Origin of the sequence: Mycobacteroides chelonae CCUG 47445 (assembly GCF_001632805.1) — a bacterium.
In the GTDB taxonomy this organism is placed as follows: domain Bacteria; phylum Actinomycetota; class Actinomycetes; order Mycobacteriales; family Mycobacteriaceae; genus Mycobacterium; species Mycobacterium chelonae.
Map to the genome: position 1 here is coordinate 75,003 of NZ_CP007220.1, position 22,606 is coordinate 97,608.

Consider the following 22,606-nt stretch of genomic DNA (forward strand, 5'->3'; position numbering starts at 1 on the left):
AGATGGCATCGGCACTCCATGGGCTGATTCCGGCCGGAACCGTCGCGGCCGACACCGAGGTCGATCTGCTGGTGGTCGGCGCGGGAACGGGGATGGCCGCCGCGCTGGCCGGCAGTGAGCGCGGACTGTCGGTGCTGATCGTCGAGAAGTCGCACTACGTGGGTGGGTCCACCGCCCGCTCGGGAGGGGCCCTGTGGCTCCCGGCGAGTCCGGTGCTGAGGGCAGCCGGCACGGGTGACACCGTGGAGCAGGCGCGCGCCTATCTGCGATCGGTGGTCGCCGGAACGGCACCGGAGGCGCGCAGCGACGGGTTCCTTGAACACGAATCGGCGACCGTAGAGATGCTGACGCGACTGACACCGATGCGCTTTACCTGGTGCCGGGACTACGCCGACTATCACCCCGAAGAGCCCGGCGGCAGCCCGGCCGGACGTACCTGCGAATGCCGCCCGTTCGATGCATCCGTGCTGGGCACGTACCGAAACCGACTGCAACCGGGTGTCATGAAGCCCCCCGCGGTTCCGATGCCTGTCACCAGCGCCGACTACCGGTGGATGAATCTGATGGCACGACTCCCCCATAAGGCCTTGCCGCTCATCGTGAAACGAGTCGTGCAGGGAGTCGGCGGGGCGGTACTGGGTCGGCGGTACCTCGCGGGTGGCCAGGCCCTGGCCGCGGGACTGTTCGCCGGGGTGCTGCGTGCGGGGATTCCGATCTGGACGGACACCGCGCTCGTGCGTTTGGTCACCGAGGGCGCGCGCGTCACCGGCGCGGTGGTCGCTCACGAGGGCCGCGAGATTACGGTGACGGCCCGTCGGGGCGTCGTACTGGCGGCCGGAGGCTTCGACCACAACATGGAGATGCGGCACAAATTCCAGTCGGCAACCCTCGGCAAGAACATGAGCCTGGGTGCCGACACCAACACCGGTGATGCGCTGCAGATCGGCCAAGAATGCGGTGCCGCAATCGATTCCATGAGCCAGGCCTGGTGGTTCCCGGCGGTCGCGCCGCTGCCCGGCGGTAGCCCGAAGGTAATGCTGGCGGAGCGATCGCTACCGGGATCGTTCATCGTCGACCAGACCGGACGACGCTTCATCAACGAGGCCACCGACTACATGTCGTTTGGGCAGCGTGTACTTGAGCGGGAGCGCCGCGGCGACCCGGTGGAATCGATGTGGATCATCTTTGACCGGCGGTACCGCAACAGCTACGTCTTCGCCGGCCAGCTGTATCCGCGTATGCCGATACCGGCCAGCTGGTTCAATGCCGGAATTGCTTATCGTGCAGAGAGTTTGGCGGCACTGGCGCCGATAATGGGGATACCGCGTGAGGAGTTTCTGGCCACCGTGCGGCGATTCAACGCATCGGCCGCGGCCGGTGATGACATCGACTTCCGCCGGGGTCGCAGCGTGTACGACCGCTACTACGGTGACCCGACCGTGACGCCGAATCCGAATCTGCGGCCGCTGCACGACGGCCCGTTCTACGCGGTACGCATGGTGCTGAGCGACCTCGGCACCTGCGGTGGACTTCGTGCGGACGAGCGTGCACGCGTGCTTCGCGAAGACGGCACCGTAATGGAGGGGCTCTACGCGATCGGCAATACCGCCGCCAATGCCTTCGGCGCCACCTATCCGGGTGCGGGGGCCACGATTGCTCAGGGGCTGGTGTACGGCTACATCGCCGCACAGGACGCGGCGGCGCGATAACTACTCCGGCGAATCATGTTGTTTAGAAAGCTTTTCGGCATCAACTCGCTTTTCGACCTCGCGCCAGTAACCCGGGACGAGGCGAGGGGTTCCGCCGTCGGGATCGGCCTTGTCGAATTCCTCCGCAGCCTCGGCAAGATCGTCGATCATCATCAGCGCGAGATCGCGCTCGGCCGCGTAGTAGCGCTCGGCCCATTTGAGTGCAACACGCGAGTACGCCCAGGCAGGCTGGGCCGCAGCGCCATCCGCATCCAGCGCCGCGCGCCGTTGCATGTTTTCGGAGTACTCGACGTGACGTTCGAGAATCTCCTTGAGCCTGGCCGGATCCGTCATATGGCCCTGCATGACCCGCAGCACGACGCTGTGCTTGAGAACCTGTGGCTCGGCGGGTGTCTCGTTCGCCCACTGGTTCATCGCGGCCATACCCGCGGGTGTGATCTTGTACAGCCGACGGCTACGGGCGCCGTTGTCGTGATCGACCCGGGACGTGGCGTACCCGATCTTTTCCAGTTTCCGTAACTCCGAATAGATCTGGCTGAAGGAAGGGCTCCAGTAGAAGTAGCTGATACTCCAATCCGCCCACTTCTTGATGTCATAGCCGGAGACCTCTTCCTCGTAGGAAAGCATGCCGAGGATCGTCCAGCTGGTGGCAGCGAGATTCGGTTCGTCGGGCGAACTGGTTGCTGCCATCGATCAAGGGTAGCAACGCGACATGCCGTCCAGGGCGCTCCGGGGCCGCTCAGCGGGAGAATGGTAACTGTGTCAACATGACTGATATGGATGAGCAGGAATGGCAACCGCTCGGTGCGTTGATGTACCGCGTCTCGGCGGCCTTGCGTTCGGAGATCACGGCGGCGTTGGCGCCCCTGAATCTGCCATTCCCCCAGTACGTCTGCATGCGGGTGCTGTCCAAAAACCCCGGCTGGTCCAATGCGGACCTGGCCCGTGCGACGGATGTGACCCCGCAGTCGATGAACACCGTTTTGCAGGCGCTGCAGGACGCCGGTCTGGTGTCGCGCCCGGACACCGTGGACTCCGGACGTGCCCGCCCCGCTCAACTGAGCCGGTCCGGGGCGGCGCTACTCAAACAGGCCGACGTGTTGGCGCGGGAGGCCGAAGAGCGCCTACTCGCGGATATCTCGGCGGGGCAGCGCGCCGACTTCTTTCAGACCCTCCGCGATATCGCGGGCGAAGACGGTCCTACCTGCTGAATCGTATCGAGCCGAGCGCTCGGCGAGTAGCTTCGACGCCATGAACAGGCTTGCGGCAGGTGTAGTGGTCGGACTCTCGGCAGTGCTCGTCGGATGCTCCGCGCATCCGCCGTCTGCGGCCCCGACCGACACACCAGGCACACCGTTTCCTGAGCGGCGCACACCCGACGGCGCCATCATTGTCACTCCCGACAACTTTGTGCGGGCGGAGTCGGACCTGTATTTCGGCAACATCGTGAAAGACGGCGGATTCGGTTCCTTCCACCACATCCGCGAGTTGGCGCCCGTGGACAAGCAGCTGGTGGTGCGGCAGAACCGGGACACGCTCTATTCGTCGGCGGTCTTCGATCTGGATGCCGGACCGGTGACTATCTCGATGCCCGATCCGGCACGGCGGTTCATGTCGCTGCAGCTGATCACCGAAGACCACTATGTGCCGGCCGTCTTTTACGGCAAGGGTGAGCACACGATCACCAGGGAACAGGCCGGCACCCGGTATGTCGCTGCCGCCGTGCGGACCCTGGTGAACCCCGGTGATCCCGCAGACCTAGCGCAGGTCCATGCCCTGCAGGACGCTGTCGCGACACAGCAGGAACGCATCGGAGACTTCGATACCCCTAAGTGGGACAAGGTAAGTCAGCAGAAGGTGCGCGAGGGGCTCATCCAGCTGGCGGCAACCCTGCCCGACACCAAGGCGACATTCGGTACCAGGGCAACCACCGACCCGGTCCGCCATCTCATCGGCAGCGCCTCGGCGTGGGGCGGAAACCCCGAGAAGGACGCCCTGTACCTCAATGTGAACCCCGCCAAGAACGACGGGTCTACGGTGTATCGGCTCACCGTGGGGCAGGTACGGGTTGATGGATTCTGGTCGGTGACGGTCTACAACAAGGATGGGTATCTCACGCCGAATGACCGGAATGCATACTCACTCAACAACATCACCGCACGACGCGGAGCCGGGGGCGATACCACGGTGCAGTTCGGTGGGTGCACGGACGCCACGGCGAACTGCCTGCCGATCACGCCGGGCTGGAACTACATGGTCAGGCTGTACCGCGCACAGCCGCAGATTCTCGACGGCCAGTGGGTGTTCCCCGAGGCGCAGCCCGTCGTTTAATGGAATCTATTGCGGTGCAATGAGCTTGGCGACTTGCCCGGCGACCTCTGCGCGGATATCGGCATCGGACATGTCATCCAGGCCAAAGCCGGCGCGCAGGCTGGGGCCTATCAGTCGCCAGCCGAGCTGCAGGGCGATCGCGTGGGCTCCTGCTAGTCGGGCCTCACGCTCGTCCGCGTGACCGGGGCGTATCTGTTCGAGTAGCCACTCCATTCCGGGCCTGCGTGCCTGGAGTTCTTCGATGGGAAAGCCGTCGAGCGTGGAGCGCACCATCACCCGCAGCTGCAGATCGTGCGCGACTTCCAGGTCCTGAACAGGTGCCCCGGCCTCGCGTAGTGCCGCCCCGGTGTCGGCCAGGTGTTGCAGCGTGGACGCCAGCAGCTGTCGCTTGCTTCCGAAATGGCGGTGCACCAGGCCGTGGTTTACCCCGGCGCGGGCAGCGACTTCGCGGATGGATGCCGCGGCGGGCCCCTTCTCGGCGAAGAGCTCGGAGGCGGCGTTCAGAACGGCCTCCACCACCTCCTCCTTGCCTACAGGTTTGGGACCCGTTGCCTCCGGCGTAGTCATGTGTGTACAGTAGCGGATGAGCGAGTGTAGTCATATGACTACACTCGAAAATACCGGAGAAGGAGCGGGTCATGAGCAGCGATTTCAACGTGGTGAAGCTGGGCGAGAACATTGGCGCCCGTATCGACGGAGTGCGCATCGGCGAAGTGGACGCCGAGACGGCAGGTGCCATCAACGAGGCCATGCTGGAGCACAAGGTGATCTTCTTCCGTCGCCAGCACCACCTCGATGACGAGGCGCAGTTCGCCTTCGCGCGGTGCATGGGCGTGCCTACCTCGCCGCACCCCACATTGAAGTTCGACGGAGAGCGCGTGATGCGGCTCGACTCGGAGGAGGGTGGCCGTGCCAACCAGTGGCATACCGATGTGACCTTCGTGGACCGGATTCCGAAGGCCTCGATCCTGCGCGCGGTGGAGCTGCCACCGTATGGCGGAACAACCACATGGACGTCCACGGTGGCGGCCTACCGGCAGCTGCCCAAGGCTCTGCAAGAGTTGGCGGACAATCTGTGGGCCATGCACAACAACCAATTTGATTACGCCCAAGTAGATCCCGCGAAGGTGGCCGAGCTGTTGGCCAAGGTGGGTTCCGGATCCAAGTATGTGCGCGAGTTCGGGTCGACGCATTTCGAGGCGCATCACCCGGTGGTTCGGGTGCATCCCGAGACGGGTGAGAAGGCGCTGCTGTTGGGCAACTTCGTGAAGCGGATTCTGGATGTGAGCGGCAGTGAGTCACAGGCGCTGTTCCGCATGTTCCAGGATCGGATCACCTGGCTGGAGAACACGATTCGATGGAGCTGGGAGCTTGGTGACGTCGCGATGTGGGATAACCGCGCCACCCAGCACTACGCGGTCTCCGACTACGGTGACCAGCGGCGCCGGATGCATCGCGTGACTCTCGCCGGTGATGTGCCGGTGGGTGTCAACGGTGAAAGCAGCAGGGTGATCTCCGGGGACGCCAGCGACTACTCGGTGATCGACAACCCGAAGCGGCTGGTGGCGTAGGCCGCAGCCCTCCCTAACCGGAGGAGGAACTCGCGGCGAAGGTGCGGCCGCCCGTAATGCGTAAAAGATCGAGCTTCTCCGCATCGGGAGTGCCTGGAGCCACGGTGTACACCACGATCTTCAGGTCGCTGCCCGGCATCGTGAGTACATCGCAGTCCACGGTGATCGGCCCGACCGGCGATTGCACGGTCTTGCGACTGGACTTGTGCTGGGCGATGTGTGCCGACGCCCAGCGGCTTTCGAACTCGGGGCTTTCTGCGCGCAGACGTGTCACCATATGGGCGAGCGCCGTGTCGCCGGGATAACGTCCGACGGCCACGCGTATGTCCGCCACCAGGTCGTCCGGGAATTCCACCGCGTGCTGGGCATCGAACTCGAGGCCCGGTTGCCCCGAAATGAAGTGCTGCCACACGATGTTCCGGTTCAATCCGGTCAATTGGTCGGGGTCACCGTTGAGTACGGCCCACATGTCGTTCCAGACGAGGATGTCGTGAGCCGCGGTGAATACCGCGAGTGGGGTGTCGGCGAGCCTGTCGAGGATTCGCTGCACGCTGGGAGTGATATTGCGCGGCAAAGTGTCTCGGCGCGGCAGTGCGGCACCGGAGACCTGGAACATATGGTCGCGCTCTTCGTCGCTGAGGCGTAGCACGCTCGCCAAAGATTGCAGGACCTGAGGCGAGGGCCGAGGCGCGCGGCCTTGTTCCAGGCGTACCAAGTAGTCGACACTGACTCCCGCCAGCATCGCGAGTTCTTCTCGACGTAGCCCCGGTGTCCGGCGGGCCGTCCCGGCGGGAAGACCGACATCAGCCGGGCGAATCCGCTCGCGCCACGCCCGCAGAACGCTAGCGAGTTCGCCCTTGTTCTCGGTCTCGCCCACAAACTCAAGCCTAGCCTGGTACTGCTGGTCCTACCGTCGAACAGGGCCTGGGCCGATCCGGTGGGCGCCGCCAGGATTGGACGCATGACTTCACAACGCATCTACAGTTCCGAGCAAGACGCGATGATCGACGGACTCATCGCCGGTTACACCAAAGCCATTCGCTCACCCGTGCTCGGGACACCCGCGGATATCGGGCTTGCCTACGAAGACGTCTTCTTTCCCGCCGAGGACGGCGTCGGCCTGGAAGGGTGGTTCATCCCCCGCGAGGGCTCTGACAAGATCATCATTACCAATCACCCGCTGTGGTTCAGCAGGACGGGCTTGCCTGCGCACCTGGAGCCCTGGAAGTCGATCGGCGGGGCGGCGGGCAATGACTTTGAGGTTCGGTTCATGCCGGATTACGAGATCCTGCACAACGCCGGATACAACGTGCTCACCTACGACCTGCGCAATCTGGGTTTCAGCGGCGAGGGCAATGGCGGCCTACAGAGCAACGGTATCTACGAATCACGCGATGTCATCGGGTCGATCGACTATGTGCGAAGCCGGACTGATTTGGCCCATATGACAATTGGGCTGTTCAGCCGCTGCATGGGCGGAGCGGCCACAATGTTCGCGATGCAACGACGGCCCGAGGTGTTTGACGGTGTGCGCTGCATGGTGTGTCCGCAGCCGCTGTCGCCGCGGGTCAATTTCGACATGATCCTGACCCGGCTGATGCATATGCCGGAGCGGCTCGATGAGGCGGATCGGCGCGTACAACTGGTTATCGGCCGCACGTTGGAGGAGCTTTCTCCGGTTCAGGCGGCGGCACATGTCAACGTGCCCACCTTTCTCTACCAAGTACACGACGATGTGCTCACCCAGCCTTCGGACGTTCAGTCGATGTACGACGCGATCCCGGTGGAGAAGGAGTTGTTCTGGGTCGAGAACACCACGCGGCGCTGGGACGGATACCTCGAATTCCAGCGTCGCCCGGAGCCGATGCTCGCGTGGTTCGACCGCTACATGAAGTAGCGGACGGCCGCGCGCGTCCGTGACTGTTAGGTCCCTCGTCTGCCCAGGAAGAACGTGGCGGCGGCGCCCAGAGCGGCTGCAACGACGGCGATGCCTCCAGCGAGCCACCAGGACGGGCCGTTGGAGGCATCGGGGCTCTTAGATCCGAGCAGCGCTCCGACGATCGTGTTGAAGTTGTCGGTCTGATCGGTGAGGCCGGAGACGTTCGCGGCGCCCGGTCCGTAGGCGGCGATACGGACCTGTGTTCCGGTATGCGTCTGCGACTCCCCCTCGGGCGCTGTCGGGTACATGATCCGCATGGTGGCGCCGTCGGCCGTCTTCACCGCGACCGACAGGGCGGTGGGGTTGTCGAAGTCCCCGGGAACGATGAGCGAGGAGTGTCCGTGATCGGCGGTCACGATGACCAGGGTGTTGCCGTCCTTGCGGGCGAAGTCCAGGGCGGCGGCGACGGCCTCGTCGAGCGCGATCGTCTCACCGATCTGACCGCAGATGTTGGCCGCGTGATCCTGCTTGTCGATCGACGCCGACTCCACCTGCAGGAAGAAGCCCTTGTCCTGCCCCTTTTTCGAGTTCACCAGCAGGTCAATGGCTTTGGTGGTCATCGCGGACAGTTGAGGTTGTTCCTGGGGCAGCTCGGGGTTAGGCCGGCAGGTGGTTGCGGGCAGCTTGCCGCCGTTGGGAACCGCCGCGGGCACCTTGTCCCACTGCACCGGCAGGTTGCCCTTCGCGAACACACCGAGCACCGGGTTGTCCAGGCTGCCTACCTTGTTCAGATCGCCTGCGGTGGTGGGCAGCTGGTATCCGGCGGCCTTGGCGACATCCAGTGAGGTCTTGCCCTTGTGCTCGCCGGCGGTGATGGTCTCCTCGAAGTACTTACCGCCGCCGCCGAGGCTGATATCGGCCCGGGTGGCCACCAGCTGCTCGGAGATGGAGCCCTTGCCGCCGTTGTCGACGGCGTTGCCTGCGCACTTCTCGAGGGTCTCCTTGGGGCCCTTGCAGTCCCGATCGACCACATGGGCGGTGAGCACGGCGGGGGTGGCGTCCTGCAGCTCGGCGGTGGTGACGTTTCCGGTGGCAAATCCCTGCTTCTGCACGATCTCGAGGATCGTGTCCAGGGGCTTGCCGTCGAGGTCGACCGAGATGGCGCCGTTGTAGGTCTTGGTTCCGGTCGCCCACCCGGTGCCGGAGGCCGCCGAGTCGGTCACATAGTCCGGCTTGCCCTTCTCGGGACCGTCTTTGGTGAGCGCGAACGTGGTGTACTCGCCGGTGATGGGCAGTGCGTCGAGTCCGGGAAGGGTCCCGGCGGCGCCGTGCTGGTAGTTGCGCGCTGAGGTGATCTCCGAGGTCCCCATGCCGTCACCGATCAGCAGGATGACGTTCTTGGCGTTGCGGCCCTGCACCGAGTTCCGAAGATCCGCCGCCTTGTCGCCGTCACGCCCGCCCTGCGTGCGGTTGGCGCCCCCCGTCTTGGCGATCTCGCCGACGGGCACTTCGGGAGCGTCCGAGGGCGGCGCGGCGGCCGCGGACGGAGCAAGCGCAAGGATCAGTGTCGACGTGAGGGCAATGACTGCGTGGGAAATGCGCATCGGGCCAGTTTCCAGGGAACCGATGAACGCTCGGTGAACCAAGGAGGAAACGCCTCGCCCAGACTGAAGTTATGGCGCATACGTCTCGCACAAATTCGCCACAACCTCGGCCTCGGCGGAGGTGTTACTCGGCGGGCAGATCCAGAACCAGACGCCCTTCCCCGCGCGATACGCAGGTCAGGATCTGTCCCTCGTCTCGCTGGGATTCGGTGAGGATCTGGTCCCGATGGTCGACGGTGCCCGCGAGCACGTTCACCCGGCAAGTACCGCAGAAACCCTGCTGGCATGAATACGCCACATGCGGCAGCTGCTTCTTGATGACGTCCAGCGCCGTGCGATCGGCGGGCACCTTGAGCACCGGCCCGCCGGCGCTCAGCTGCACCTCGAACGGATGGCCATCCACCACGGGTGCGGCGGCAAATCGCTCGAAATGCAGTTCTACCGAAGGCATTTCGAGTAGGCGCCGCTGCAGGACGGCAAGCATTGGTGCGGGACCGCAGCAGTACACCGCATCGTTCTCGCCCACCTCGGGCAGCAGGTCATTGGCGGTCGGCAGACCTGACTGATCGTCTGTCCGCACGATGACCCGATCACCAAAGCGTTTGAGCTCGTTGAGGAACGGGAGCGAATCGCGGTTCCGGCCGGTGTACACCATGGTCCATGGCTTACCCAGCTGCTCGGCGAAGGCGATCATGGACAGGATGGGTGTGATGCCGATGCCACCGGCCACGAAGTGCAGCTTGCGCGGTCCGGGCTGGGTCATCGCGAGCGGGAAGGCGTTGCGCGGTCCGAGGATCGACACGGTGGCACCGATCTGAAGCGCGTCATGCACCTCGATGGAGCCGCCACCGCCCTCGGGGATACGACGCACGGCGATGCGGTAGTGGTACGGGTCGGAGACGTCGCCGCACAGTGAGTACTGCCGCATCCGGCCCGACGGCAGCAGCAGATCCAGGTGTGCGCCGGGATGCCACGGCGGAAGGCGTTCGCCGTCGGGCGCGGCCAGCACCAGGCTGGCGACGTCCTGATCCTTCGCCTCGATCCAGCGGTCCTTCACCACCAGCGTCAGCGTCCGGTCGACGTGGTTCTCGGGCGGCTTCTTCAGAATCAGCAGGGCACCGATGGCCCGGACCGCGACCGGGAACAGCACGCTGCCGAGTGCGATGGTGGGCGAGACCGGCAGGGTGCCGTACAGCGTCGGCGGCAGCGAGGGCCGCTTGCGCTTGGAAGTGGGCTGCGGCGTGCGGCGAAAGCGATCGAACATCAGTAGCCGGCCGCGGCCTTCGCGGCGGGTGACGTACTCAGGTATGCCACCGCCTGTGCCGTGCTGCCCACCTGGTCAGGTGAGAAGCCGGGACGCATGAATTCCATGGCCGATTTGGCCAGCTCGCGCCACCGCAAGAACGCTCCCCGCTTCATGGCTTTGTTCATCTGCCGCAGCACGCCGAAGACGCCGTAGTTGGGTAGCGACGGGTCTTGCCGCACCAAGAACTTGGTGTAGCGCAGCATCACACCCACCAGCAGCATGGTGGCCAGCACAAAGGTCAGCATCATGTGGCCGCGGCGGATCTGGAAGTACCGGGCCACGTCATATGCGACGCTGCGGTGCTCGACCTCTTCGGCGCCATGCCAGCGGAACAGGTCAACCATCTCCGGGTCGGCGTTGAACTTCTCGAAGGGGTGGTTGAGCACCCAGTCGCCGAGCACAGCGGTGAAGTGCTCGATACCCGCGATGAGGGCCAGCTTCTCCACCATCACGCGGTACCGGAGCTTCTCGCTGCGCAGCTCGTTGGTGCGCTCCAGCATGTGCGTGATGTATTCGATCTGGGTGATCGCGGGCGCGACGTTGATGCCGTTCTTCTCCAGGAAATCGCCCAGCACCTTGCTGTGGGTCTCGGCATGCACGGCCTCCTGACCCATGAATCCGATCATCGCTTCGCGGATCTTGTCGTCCTTCACATACGGCAATGCGCGGGTGAAGGTATCGACGAATGCCCGCTCGCCCTCCGGCAGAAGGAGATTGAAGGCCGAGATGAAATGCGAGACGACGGGCTCGTTGGGGATCCAGTGCAGCGGCGTGTGGCTGGTGTCGAACTGGACATTGCGCGGCCGGAGTACCACCTCGCCGGGCTCAGTGGGTACGACGTGCAGGCCGGTGGCCTCAGTTGTGTTGCGCGCCATGGTTCCTCCTATTTGTTGAGTTTGTTGCCAAGGCTGCCCCAGAAGAGCCGGTTCAGCGCCGGGGCCAGGCGGCTGAGGTGGTATTGCATGTGTGCTTCCGGGGTGACCGGGACGACCGACTTGCCTTTGAGGACGGCATTCACGATGCCCTTGGCCACCTTCTCCGGGCCGTATCCGCGTTTGGCGTACAGCCCCGCGCCCTGCCGCTGGCGCTTGGCCTCGTCCTCGGCCGACAGACCGGAAAACTGGGTGGTGCGAATGATGTTCGTATTGACGATGCCCGGGCAGATGGTGCTGACCTTGACTTTGGCGCGTGCGAGCTCGCCGCGCAGCACGTCGGAGAACATGAAAACCGCGGCCTTGCTGGTGGCGTAGGCGCCCATCTCGGGGATGGGCGTGTACGCGGCGGCGCTGGAGATGTTGACGATGTGACCGCTCTTGCGCTCGGCCATTCGAGGGCCGAACGCGCGGCAGCCGTACACGACTCCATTGAGATTGATGTTGAGCACGCGCTGGAAGTCCGCGGACGGCGTATCGAAGAATCGTCCGGCCTGGCCGATGCCGGCGTTGTTGATCAAGACGTCCGGCACGCCGTGCGTGGCGCAGACTTCATCGGCGAATGCGGTCACGGCGCTCTCGTCGGACACATCCAAGGCATAAGGGTGGGCGGTGCCGCCCAATTTTTCGACGAGGCCGACGGTCTCGTTGGCGGTGTCGAGGTTGATATCGGCGACAACCACACGCGCGGCCTGGCGGGCGAAGGCCAACGCGGTCTCGCGGCCGATGCCGCTTCCGCCGCCGGTCACCACCACCAGGCTGTTGCGCTGTGCACTGCCGGATGTCATGCATCCTCCGAATCCTGCGCACCGAGCGCGCTTACGTGATAGCGGAGATTGTAAATCACCAAACGGGGGTCAAAAAAGACGCAGTGTTTGATATGGGGGCCCGGTGACGTTTATCGAGGAAACGGGCGTTGACCTACACGTTGAGAGAACGGCGCCGCAAGGTGTCGCGCCATCTAACCACCCGAGTTGGCGTCCACTGGGGTTCCTGACATATCGTTTTGATTACTTGTCGCGTCGGGGCACGAGATCCGCTGGTCAACGGTGTCCGGTGGGTGCCTCATCGTCGGAGCCGGATGCTCTTCACGCAAGCGGTTCATCGCCGCGAGCCCACGAAGCAGACGGCCGAGAAGGACGCTACGGACAAGGGCCAACGGGCCAGCCCCGGGGTTTGAGCACCACCCCGTGCCGGTCTGTGAGGCACCTTCGAGGAGGGCATTGACGGGTGCATACAGCCTGTGCACCCAGGGAGGCCCTGGAGACGAGACGAGCAGCCATGCCACACCCCGCGACCGGGCTCTACAACCCGGCCTACGAGCACGATGCGTGCGGTGTCGCCATGGTCGTGGATATGCACGGCCGGCGCAGCCGCGACATCGTGGACAAGGCCATCACCGCACTGCTGAACCTGGAGCACCGTGGTGCCGCGGGAGCCGAGCCCAACAGCGGTGACGGCGCCGGAATCATGCTGCAGATCCCGGACAAGTTCTTCCGTGCCGTCCTGGCCGAAAACGGAAGCTTCGAACTGCCCGCCGAGGGCAGCTACGCCTCGGGCATCGCGTTTCTGCCCCAGGGGTCCAAGGACGCGGCGGCGGCATGTGAAGCCGTCGAGAAGATCGTCGAGGCAGAAGGTTTGACCGTTCTGGGTTGGCGTGAGGTTCCCCACGACGACTCATCACTGGGCGCTCTCGCCCGCGACGCCATGCCGACCTTCCGTCAGCTGTTCATCTCCGGCGCTTCCGGTATCGATCTGGAGCGGCGCGTCTACGTGGTACGCAAGCGCATCGAGCACGAGCTGGGCAACCAGGGATCGGGCCGCGGCAGCCTCGGCGAGGAAACCGTCTATTTCCCAAGCCTTTCCGGTCGCACCTTCGTGTACAAGGGCATGCTGACCACTCCGCAGCTGCGGGCGTTCTACCTCGACCTGCAGGACGAGCGTGTCGAGAGCGCGCTGGGCATCGTGCATTCGCGCTTTTCCACCAACACCTTCCCGTCCTGGCCCCTGGCGCACCCCTACCGCCGGGTGGCGCACAACGGTGAGATCAACACCGTCGCGGGTAACGAGAACTGGATGCGCGCCCGCGAGGCGCTGATCAAGACCGATGCGTTCGGCGATCCTGCCCAGCTCGACAAGATCTTCCCCATCTGTACCCGCGGTGCCTCGGACACGGCGCGGTTCGACGAGGCACTGGAACTGCTGCACCTGGGTGGCCGCCCCCTGCACCACGCGGTGCTGATGATGATCCCCGAGGCGTGGGAGCGGCACGAGTCCATGGACCCGCAGCGCCGCGCGTTTTACGAGTACCACGCGTCTCTCATGGAGCCCTGGGACGGACCGGCCTCGGTCTGCTTCACCGACGGCACCATTGTCGGTGCCGTGCTCGACCGCAACGGCCTACGGCCGTCCCGTGTTTGGGTTACCAACGATGGACTGGTCGTGATGGCCTCCGAGGCCGGCGTGCTGGATCTGGACCCCTCCACGGTTGTGCAGCGCACCCGCCTGCAGCCCGGCCGCATGTTCCTGGTGGACACCACCCAGGGCCGCATCGTCTCCGATGAAGAGGTCAAGGCGGATCTCGCCGCCGCGGAGCCGTACCAGAAGTGGATCGACGAGGGCCTGGTGCGCCTGGAGCAGCTGCCGGACCGCCCGCACCAGCACATGCCGCACAACCGGATCGTGTTGCGCCAGCAGGTGTTCGGCTATACCTACGAGGAGATCAACCTCCTGGTGGCGCCGATGGCTCGTACCGGCGCCGAGGCACTTGGCTCGATGGGCACCGATACCCCGATTGCGGTGCTGTCCAACCGCTCCCGGATGCTGTTCGACTACTTCCAGCAGCTTTTCGCGCAGGTCACCAATCCCCCGCTGGACGCCATCCGCGAGGAGGTCGTCACCAGCCTCGGCGGTGTGATTGGCCCCGAGGGCGATCTGTTGAACCCGACCGCTGAGTCATGCCACCAGATCCTGCTGCCGCAGCCGGTGCTGCACAACGACGAGCTGGACAAGCTCATCCACCTCGACCCTTCGGATGAGGTCAACGGGCGTCCGCATGGCTTCTCCAGTCGTGTGATTCGCTGCCTGTACCCGGTTGCCGAGGGCGGTGCGGGACTACGGACCGCCCTGGAGTCGGTGCGCGCGGAGGTCTCCGCGGCCATCGCGGGCGGCGCCCAGGTGATCATCTTGTCCGATCGCGAGTCGGACGATCAGATGGCGCCGATCCCTTCACTGTTGGCTGTTGCCGCGGTGCACCACCACCTCGTTCGCGAGCGGTCCCGTACCAAGGTCGGTCTGGTGGTCGAGGCCGGAGACGCCCGCGAGGTGCACCATGTGGCGGCACTGGTCGGTTTCGGTGCCGCCGCCGTCAACCCCTACATGGCCTTCGAGTCCATCGAAGATCTGATCGACCGCGGCATGATCTCGGGTGTGGAGCGCGACAAGGCGATCCGCAACTACATCAAGGCCGCGGGCAAGGGCGTGCTCAAGGTCATGTCCAAGATGGGCATCTCGACCCTGGCCTCCTACACGGGTGCCCAGCTCTTCCAGGCCATCGGCCTGTCGCCGGAGCTGCTGAACGAGTACTTCACCGGATTGGCTTGTCCCACAGGCGGTATCGGTCTGGACGAGATCGCCGCCGACGTTGCCTCCCGCCACCATCTGGCCTTCCTGGAGCGCCCCGAAGAATGGGCACACCGGGAGCTGGAGGTTGGTGGTGAGTACCAGTGGCGGCGTGAGGGCGAATACCACCTCTTCAATCCCGACACCGTGTTCAAGCTGCAGCACTCCACTCGGACCGGTCAGTACTCGGTCTTCAAGGAGTACACCCAGTTGGTCGACGACCAAAGCGAGCGGATGGCTTCGCTGCGCGGTCTGTTGAAGTTCAAGTCTCCCGAAGACACCGGGCGCCCACCGGTTCCGCTGGACGAGGTGGAGCCCGCCAGCGAGATCGTGAAACGTTTCTCGACCGGTGCGATGAGCTTCGGCTCCATCTCTGCCGAGGCGCATGAGACCCTGGCGATCGCGATGAATCGCCTCGGTGCTCGTTCGAACTCCGGTGAGGGTGGCGAGGATCCGCGTCGGTTCACACCCGATGAGAACGGCGACTGGCGACGCAGTGCCATCAAGCAGGTGGCCTCCGGCCGGTTCGGTGTGACCTCGCACTACCTGAGCAACTGCACCGACATCCAGATCAAGATGGCGCAGGGCGCCAAGCCCGGTGAGGGTGGGCAGCTGCCAGCGCACAAGGTCTACCCATGGGTGGCCGAGGTGCGGCACTCCACTCCCGGCGTGGGACTCATCTCCCCGCCGCCACACCACGACATCTACTCGATCGAGGACCTGGCGCAGCTGATCCACGATCTGAAGAACTCCAACCCGCAGGCGCGTATCCACGTGAAGCTGGTGTCGGAGAACGGCGTTGGCACGGTCGCCACCGGTGTTTCGAAGGCCCACGCCGACGTGGTGCTCATCTCGGGGCACGACGGCGGTACCGGTGCCACCCCGCTGACCTCCATGAAGCACGCGGGTGCGCCGTGGGAGCTGGGTCTGGCCGAGACACAGCAGACGTTGTTGCTCAACGGTCTGCGTGACCGCATCGTCGTGCAGGTCGACGGCCAGCTCAAGACCGGTCGCGACGTGATGATCGCCATGCTGCTGGGCGGCGAGGAGTTCGGTTTCGCGACCGCTCCCCTGGTCGTCTCGGGCTGCATCATGATGCGCGTCTGCCACCTGGACACCTGCCCGGTGGGTGTGGCCACGCAAAACCCGGTGCTGCGCGAGCGGTTCAACGGCAAGCCGGAGTTCGTGGAGAACTTCTTCCTGTTCATCGCCGAGGAAGTCCGGGAGCTGATGGCCGAGCTTGGATTCCGCACCGTCAACGAGGCCGTCGGCCAGGTTGGCGCGCTGGACACCGAGAAGGCGATTGCGCACTGGAAGGCCAGCAAGATCGATCTGACCCCGGTGCTGACGGAGCCGGAGTCGGCGTTCATGAACCAGGATCTGTACTGCAGTGGGTCGCAGGACCATGGCCTGGAGAAGGCGCTGGACCAGCAGCTGATCGTGATGAGCCGCGAGGCCCTCGATCGCGGTACCCCGGTGAAGTTCGAGACGCTGATCACCAACGTCAACCGGACTGTCGGCACCATGCTTGGGCATGAGGTCACCAAAGCCTATGGCGGCGAGGGACTTCCGGACGACACCATCGACATCACCTTCACCGGTTCGGCGGGGAACAGCTTCGGCGCGTTCGTGCCGCGTGGCATCACGCTGCGGTTGTTCGGCGATGCCAACGACTACGTGGGCAAGGGACTGTCCGGAGGGCACATCGCGGTGCGCCCCTCCCGCGAGGCACCGGCAGACTTTGAGGCCGAGAAGAACATCATCGGCGGAAACGTCATTCTGTTCGGAGCGACCAGCGGTGAGGCCTTCCTCAACGGATTGGTGGGCGAGCGGTTCGCCGTGCGCAACTCGGGCGCTTCCGCTGTCGTCGAAGGTGTGGGCGATCACGGCTGCGAGTACATGACCGGCGGCACCGTGGTGGTGCTGGGCCCGACCGGGCGCAACTTCGCCGCGGGCATGTCCGGCGGTGTGGCCTATGTGTACGACCCGGCCAAACAGCTGGTGGACAACCTCAACGACGAGATGGTCGATGTGGACGCGCTGGATCCTGACGATGAGCAGGTGCTGCGCAGCCTGATCGAAAAGCACGTGGCGGCGACCGACTCTGCTGTCGGACAACGCATTCTGGCCGACTGGAGCGGCCAAAGCGACTCCTTCGTCAAGGTGATGCCTCGCGACTACCGTCGCGTGTTGGAGGCCATTGCCGACGCGGAGCTGACCGGAGGCGATGTGAACGAGGCGATCATGGCGGCAGCTCGTGGGTGACCCAAGCGGCTTTCTGACTCACACCACCCGCGAACTGCCGAAGCGGCGTCCCGTGCCGCTGCGACTGCTCGACTGGAAAGAGGTCTACGAAGACTTCGAGCACTCGGCCCTGCAGACGCAGGCGTCGCGATGCATGGACTGCGGAATTCCGTTCTGCCACAAAGGTTGCCCCCTGGGTAACCTGATTCCCGAGTGGAACGACATGGTGTACCGCGGAAACTGGCGTGAGGCCATCGAGCGGCTGCACGCCACCAACAACTTCCCGGAGTTCACCGGCCGGCTCTGCCCCGCGCCCTGCGAGGCGTCGTGTGTGCTGGGCATCAACCAGGACCCGGTGACCATCAAGCAGGTCGAGGTCGAACTGATCGACAACGCCTTCGAAAACGACTGGGTCAAGCCCGTTCCATCCGAGGTGAAGACCGGCAAGAAGGTCGCCGTCGTTGGCTCGGGCCCGGCGGGCTTGGCTGCGGCACAGCAACTTACGCGTGCTGGACATGACGTCACCGTGTATGAGCGGGCGGACCGCATCGGTGGTCTGCTGCGATATGGCATTCCCGAATTCAAGATGGAAAAACGCCACATCGACCGGCGGTTGGACCAGATGCGGGCCGAGGGAACGGTTTTCGAGGCCGGAGTGAACGTGGGCGTCGATATCACCGCCGATGAGCTGCGCGCGAAGTTCGATGCCGTGGTGCTCGCGGGCGGCGCGACTGCCTGGCGTGACCTTCCGGTTCCTGGACGCGAGCTTGAGGGCATCTACCAGGCCATGGAGTACCTGCCCTGGGCCAACAAGGTGCAGCTGGGCGACGATGTTGTGGACGAGGACGGGCAGCCCCCGATCACCGCAAAGGGCAAGCGCGTCATCATCATTGGTGGCGGCGACACCGGCGCCGATTGCCTGGGCACCGCGCACCGGCAGGGCGCGGCAAGCATCCAGCAGTTCGAGATCATGCCCAAGCCGCCCGAGCTCCGTTCCGAGCGCGACCCGTGGCCGACGTACCCGACACTGTTCCGGGTGGCCTCCGCGCACGAAGAAGGCGGCGAGCGGATCTACGCCGTCAATACCGAGCGATTCCTCGGCGAGGACGGCAAGGTGACCGGCTTGCGGGCCCATGAGGTCGTCTTCAATGCCGGAAAGTTCGAGAAGGTCGAGGGCTCGGACTTCGAGCTGCAGGCCGACATCGTCTTCCTGGCAATGGGATTCGTGGGTCCGGAGAAGCCGGGCCTGCTGGAGAGCCTGGGCGTGGAGCTCACCGACCGCGGCAATGTGGCTCGTGATGGCGCGTATGCGACGTCAGTGGACGGCGTGTTTGTGGCAGGCGATATGGGCCGTGGTCAGTCGCTGATTGTGTGGGCGATTGCCGAGGGCCGTTCCGCCGCTGCTGCGGTGGACGAGTATCTGACCGGTGAGACGGCGCTGCCCGCGCCGATCAAGCCGACTGCCGCACCGCAGCGCTGAGCTTCTTGGCCCGGCGTTGCCGGACCCACGGGGATCGGTAGCTCTGGATGATTTCACCTCGTGTTACCTGACATGTTTGCTTGTTGTCGGTGTGACACGTGATCTAGGTCGGAATTTGCGTTATGCTACTGCCTGGTTCTGAAAGCTTGCCGACGCAGGAGATGTTCTCGTGCCCAACACACCCGTTACGAAGACATGGGTTGGCCGAATTGCCTGGTCACTGCTCCGTCATCCCATGAAGAGTCATAGTTTCCCTGCGAAGAACGAGCGACTCATCACTCCCGAAGAGCTCATGCGCTTCAGCCACTGAGCGTTGCTCGCGACAGCCATTGGGCGTGTCGAGGTGCGAACACGCCCGGTATTCAAGATCGTTATAGATCTGTAACCAGCTCTAGTAGGTGCGGTAGCGGATGGTGCGGGTGGCCGATCCCGCCTAGCGCCGCTGCGTGAGCACCTGTGGCCCGTCCTCAGTGATCGCGATGGTGTGCTCGGAATGCGCGCCCCGAGACCCGTCGGCCAGCCGGAGCGTCCAACCGTCTGGATCGACGGTCAGCCGATTGGTTCCCCGGCCGAACCATGGCTCCAGCGCGAGCGTCAGGCCTGGCTTCAAGGTCATTCCCCGTCCGGCCGTGCCCTTGTTCGGAACGTGGGGGTCCTCGTGCATGGTCCGCCCCAGCCCGTGCCCGCCGAAATCGGTGTTGATCCGATACCCGCCACCTTCGGCCACCGCGGCGACGGCTGCGGAGATGTCGCCGAGTCGGTTACCTGGCTGAGCGGCCGCGATGGCCACATCCAGGGCGGCGCGGGTGGTGTCGATCAGCCGTACGTCCTCGGGATCTGGGGTGCCGACGATCACACTCACCGCGGAATCAGCCACCCAGCCGTCGATGCTCACCGCGAAATCCATGCTCAGCAGGTCGCCGTCGGCCAGCGCGTAATCGTGCGGAAGCCCGTGCAGTACCGCGTCATTCACCGACAGGCAGATGACATTGCGGAACGGTCCGCGCCCGAACGAGGGGGAGTAGTCCCAGTAGCAGGAAACCGCGCCGCGTTCGGTGACCATTGCGCGCGCCCGCTGCTCCAGATGCAGCAGATTGATCCCAGGCGCGGCGATGGCCGACAGCTCGGAGAGCACCGAGGCGACAAACTCGCCGGTCACCCGCATGTGCGCGATCTCTGCGGGTGATTTCAACTCAATCACGCGAACCTCCTGGACGGTATTTAAATACCACCTTAGGGCTTTCGGTATTTAAATACCAAGACTAGAGTCGGCGGCATGGTTCGGCAGCCGCTCACCGCAGAACAACTCGCGGCGGGGAAGCGTCTGGGTGGGCTGTTGCGCTCCGCTCGGGGCGACCGGCCGCTGGAGGACGTCGCCCGTGCGTCCGGAATCTCTCCGGAAACCCTGCGCAAGATTGAAACCGGGCGGCTCCCGACACCCGCGTTCGGTGCCGTCGTGCAGCTGGCCGCCACGTTGCGTCTCGACCTCAACGACATCGCGGCGGCCTGGCAGGAAGAGGCGAAGATCGGCGCCGCGTCGTAACTGGCCCAGCGGCCGTAAAATCTGGCCGATGCACAGCTGGGGCGGGGAGATGCGGCTGCCACGGGGCGCCGTTCTGAGTGCGCTGATCGTGGCCGGAGCTGCAATGGTGCTGCACAACGGCCTCGTCCCGTTCGACACGCGGTTCTTCGGACTGGCCGAAAACGGCTACGACCTGGATACCTATCGCGCCGCGGTACGCGGCCTGTGGGAGGGCAAGAGGCTGTACGAGGCTCCGGCGCTCAACCAGGCGTGGTTCGTCTACCCGCCATTCGCGACGTTGGTTCTCGCGCCGCTCGCCTGGGCCTCGTTCGATGTCGCCAAGTGGGTGTTGCTCGCGCTGTCCATCGCCGCGCTGGCCGTGATCGCGTGGCGCGTCCTGCGTCTGGTCGGCATCCGCGCCGACATCCGGCTGGCCGTGATGGCCGCGGCGCTCGCGGTTGTCGTCATCGATGTCGAACCGGTGCAGGCCACCCTCTGGTGGGGTCAGATCAACGTCCTGCTCATGGCGCTGGTCTTCCTGGACCTGGCGCGATCAAACCCGGGACGGTGGCAAGGTATCGGACTCGGACTGGCTGCGGGTATCAAGCTCACGCCGCTGGTCTTCCTGCCCTACCTCCTGCTCACCCGGCAATGGCGTGCGGCCGCCATCGCAACGGCGACATTCGCCGCCACCGCGGCGTTGACGTGGCCGTTGCTCTCGCGCGACAGCGCATGGTTTTGGAGTCATCTCGGAGACACCGCGCACATCAGCCGCATCGATCACTTGGCCAATCAGTCGATCAACGGATTCCTGGCACGCTACTTCTTTCCGCACGCGCGCCCGGAGTGGTTGTGGATTTCCTTGAGCCTCTTGGTGCTTGCCGCTGGCATGGCTGTCGCGGTGTGGGCACACCGTAGAGGAGAGTGCGTGCTGGCAGTGGTGTCGGTAGGGCTCACCGGTTGCGCGGTGTCGCCCTTCAGCTGGGCTGCGCACTGGGTATGGTTCGCCCTCGCGATCGTCTGGCTTGTCGCCAAGGCATGCACAACCGCGCGCCCCTGGTCGAGCGGCTGGGCCTGGCGGGCGGCGGCGCTGTTCGCGATGGTGTTCATGTGGACCCTGCACCGGCCGGGCCGTGGGCACACCACCATCTACTTCAGCGGGGTGTACTGGAACTTCCTTGACCTGCGCCCGTTCTGGATAGGCCAGCTGATGAGCGGCTGGTACCCGTTGGTGTTCCTGTGCTTCATGATCGGCGCCGTCAGCTGGCTGCGGCTCAGCAGTTCCTCGGTGCGGGCTGACCCGGACGACTTCTCGATGCTGTCGACGGACGTCGAGGACTATCCGCCGGACATTCTTGATGAGGAGCTGGCGCTGCGCGCCTAGAGTCCAGGGGGTGGACCCAGTCGCGGCGTTGCGTGAAGTTGCCTACTACAAGGAGCTCGCGCGCGAAGAGTCGCGCCGTGTCATGGCGTACCGCAAGGCCGCCGACGTCATCGCCGCGCTCAGCCCCGAAGAGCGAGAGCGCCACGGTGCCAACAAGACCTGGAAGAGTCTGACGGGCCTGGGCCCCAAGACGGCGACCGTCGTCGCCGAAGCCTGGTCCGGGAAGGTACCGGTGGCGCTCGAACAACTACGCGCCAGCGCCACGGGCACCGGCGGTGGCACCATGCGCGAAGCGCTCAGGGGCGACCTGCATCTGCATTCGAACTGGTCAGACGGATCGGTGCCCATCGAGGAAATGATGAGCACCGCCAAGGCGCTCGGACACGAGTACTGCGCGCTGACGGACCACTCGCCGCGTCTGCGGGTCGCCAACGGGCTGTCCGCGGAACGGTTGCGCGCCCAGCTGAAGGTGATCGACGGACTGCGAGAACAGATGGCACCCATGCGAATCCTCACCGGGATCGAGGTAGACATCCTGGATGACGGCGATCTGGACCAGGACCCCGAGCTTCTGGATCAGCTCGACATCGTTGTCGCGAGTGTGCATTCCAAGCTCGCGATGGACTCCGCTGCGATGACCCGCCGCATGGTCGCCGCCGTGACCAACCCGCGTGTCGACGTGCTGGGTCATTGCACGGGGCGGCTGGTGGAGGGGGAGCGTGGCCTCCGGGCCGAGTCGAAATTCGATGCCGCAGAGGTATTTCGGGCCTGCCGCGATTCGGGAACCGCCGTCGAGATCAACTCACGCCCGGAGCGACGCGATCCACCGCGCCGGCTGCTGGACTTGGCGCTGAACATCGGCTGCGACTTCTCCATCGACACCGACGCGCATGCGCCGGGGCAACTGGAGTTCTCCGGGTACGGCTGCGAGCGTGCGCTCGAGGCAGGCGTCCCGGAAGAACGAGTGATCAACACGTGGCCGGTGGAGCAGCTGTTGGCCAGGACAATTAGGAGCCGTTGATC

Annotated in this window: 18 protein-coding genes; 10 read left to right on the forward strand and 8 right to left on the reverse strand. The window is 64.8% G+C overall.

The annotated features are described in order from the left end of the window. The first annotated feature begins 2 nt into the window (after window positions 1-2). Entirely contained in the window at window positions 3-1,709 is a 1,707-nt protein-coding gene (locus tag BB28_RS00390) for a 3-ketosteroid-delta-1-dehydrogenase (RefSeq protein ID WP_046252053.1), read from the forward strand. On the opposite strand, the gene BB28_RS00395 is transcribed toward BB28_RS00390, so the two are convergent. Further along, the gene (locus BB28_RS00395) at window positions 1,710-2,399 is read right to left on the reverse strand and encodes a PadR family transcriptional regulator (protein WP_046252054.1); all 690 of its coding nucleotides are present in this window, start codon (window positions 2,397-2,399) and stop codon (window positions 1,710-1,712) included. Between the two features lie 86 nt (window positions 2,400-2,485). Between BB28_RS00395 and BB28_RS00400 the strand changes: the two genes are divergently transcribed. Both BB28_RS00400 and BB28_RS00405 read left to right on the forward strand, forming a co-directional pair. Further along, window positions 2,486-2,920, forward strand: coding sequence for a MarR family winged helix-turn-helix transcriptional regulator (locus BB28_RS00400; RefSeq protein ID WP_030096199.1), 435 nt, complete (start codon window positions 2,486-2,488; stop codon window positions 2,918-2,920). A gap of 40 nt (window positions 2,921-2,960) precedes the next feature. After that, a complete protein-coding gene (locus BB28_RS00405) occupies window positions 2,961-4,040 on the forward strand; it encodes a DUF1254 domain-containing protein (protein WP_081252180.1) in 1,080 nt (359 codons plus the stop codon). A 6-nt stretch (window positions 4,041-4,046) separates the two neighbouring features. On the opposite strand, the gene BB28_RS00410 is transcribed toward BB28_RS00405, so the two are convergent. Beyond that, window positions 4,047-4,607 (reverse strand): TetR/AcrR family transcriptional regulator, encoded by a 561-nt coding sequence (locus BB28_RS00410; protein ID WP_046252056.1) that lies wholly within the window; start codon window positions 4,605-4,607, stop codon window positions 4,047-4,049. A 71-nt stretch (window positions 4,608-4,678) separates the two neighbouring features. On the opposite strand from BB28_RS00410, the gene BB28_RS00415 reads away from it, so the two are divergent. After that, a complete protein-coding gene (locus BB28_RS00415) occupies window positions 4,679-5,611 on the forward strand; it encodes a TauD/TfdA dioxygenase family protein (RefSeq protein WP_046252057.1) in 933 nt (310 codons plus the stop codon). A gap of 13 nt (window positions 5,612-5,624) precedes the next feature. Here BB28_RS00415 and BB28_RS00420 read toward each other — a convergent pair whose 3' ends face one another. Then, complete coding sequence (locus tag BB28_RS00420) at window positions 5,625-6,488, reverse strand: helix-turn-helix transcriptional regulator (protein ID WP_046252058.1); 864 nt, start codon at window positions 6,486-6,488, stop codon at window positions 5,625-5,627. A gap of 84 nt (window positions 6,489-6,572) precedes the next feature. On the opposite strand from BB28_RS00420, the gene BB28_RS00425 reads away from it, so the two are divergent. Then, window positions 6,573-7,508, forward strand: coding sequence for an alpha/beta hydrolase family protein (locus BB28_RS00425; RefSeq protein WP_046252059.1), 936 nt, complete (start codon window positions 6,573-6,575; stop codon window positions 7,506-7,508). A gap of 26 nt (window positions 7,509-7,534) precedes the next feature. Here BB28_RS00425 and phoA read toward each other — a convergent pair whose 3' ends face one another. The 4 genes from phoA to BB28_RS00445 all read right to left on the reverse strand — a co-directional run bounded on the left by phoA (window position 7,535) and on the right by BB28_RS00445 (window position 12,120). Further along, the gene (gene phoA / locus BB28_RS00430) at window positions 7,535-9,094 is read right to left on the reverse strand and encodes an alkaline phosphatase (RefSeq protein ID WP_046252060.1); all 1,560 of its coding nucleotides are present in this window, start codon (window positions 9,092-9,094) and stop codon (window positions 7,535-7,537) included. 124 nt (window positions 9,095-9,218) lie between these two features. Continuing rightward, window positions 9,219-10,358, reverse strand: a complete 1,140-nt coding sequence (locus BB28_RS00435) for a PDR/VanB family oxidoreductase (RefSeq protein WP_046252061.1) — start codon at window positions 10,356-10,358, stop codon at window positions 9,219-9,221. Continuing rightward, window positions 10,358-11,275, reverse strand: a complete 918-nt coding sequence (locus BB28_RS00440) for a metal-dependent hydrolase (RefSeq protein WP_046252062.1) — start codon at window positions 11,273-11,275, stop codon at window positions 10,358-10,360. The genes BB28_RS00435 and BB28_RS00440 overlap by 1 nt, the downstream gene beginning before the upstream one ends. An 8-nt stretch (window positions 11,276-11,283) precedes the next feature. Continuing rightward, a complete protein-coding gene (locus tag BB28_RS00445; protein ID WP_046252064.1) occupies window positions 11,284-12,120 on the reverse strand; it encodes an SDR family NAD(P)-dependent oxidoreductase in 837 nt (278 codons plus the stop codon). Between the two features lie 493 nt (window positions 12,121-12,613). Here BB28_RS00445 and gltB point away from each other — a divergent pair, with 493 nt between their 5' ends. Together gltB and BB28_RS00455 are read left to right on the forward strand one after the other, a co-directional pair. Further along, window positions 12,614-17,218: a glutamate synthase large subunit gene (gltB, locus tag BB28_RS00450; RefSeq protein ID WP_046252065.1), complete on the forward strand. Its 4,605-nt coding sequence runs from the start codon at window positions 12,614-12,616 to the stop codon at window positions 17,216-17,218. Then, window positions 17,211-18,677 carry a glutamate synthase subunit beta gene (locus BB28_RS00455; protein ID WP_046252066.1) on the forward strand — a complete coding sequence of 489 codons (1,467 nt, stop codon included), beginning with the start codon at window positions 17,211-17,213 and terminating at the stop codon, window positions 18,675-18,677. Before gltB ends, BB28_RS00455 begins: the two co-directional genes overlap by 8 nt. Window positions 18,678-19,110: 433 nt before the next feature. On the opposite strand, the gene map is transcribed toward BB28_RS00455, so the two are convergent. Further along, entirely contained in the window at window positions 19,111-19,878 is a 768-nt protein-coding gene (map, locus tag BB28_RS00460; protein WP_046252068.1) for a type I methionyl aminopeptidase, read from the reverse strand. Between the two features lie 75 nt (window positions 19,879-19,953). On the opposite strand from map, the gene BB28_RS00465 reads away from it, so the two are divergent. From BB28_RS00465 to BB28_RS00475, 3 genes are read left to right on the forward strand one after another with little or no spacing between them, the layout of a single operon-like run. Then, a complete protein-coding gene (locus BB28_RS00465; protein WP_046252069.1) occupies window positions 19,954-20,220 on the forward strand; it encodes a helix-turn-helix domain-containing protein in 267 nt (88 codons plus the stop codon). A 28-nt stretch (window positions 20,221-20,248) separates the two neighbouring features. Continuing rightward, a complete protein-coding gene (locus tag BB28_RS00470; RefSeq protein WP_046252071.1) occupies window positions 20,249-21,583 on the forward strand; it encodes a glycosyltransferase 87 family protein in 1,335 nt (444 codons plus the stop codon). Between the two features lie 10 nt (window positions 21,584-21,593). Next, window positions 21,594-22,604, forward strand: a complete 1,011-nt coding sequence (locus tag BB28_RS00475) for a PHP domain-containing protein (protein ID WP_046252072.1) — start codon at window positions 21,594-21,596, stop codon at window positions 22,602-22,604. Window positions 22,605-22,606: the final 2 nt, after the last annotated feature.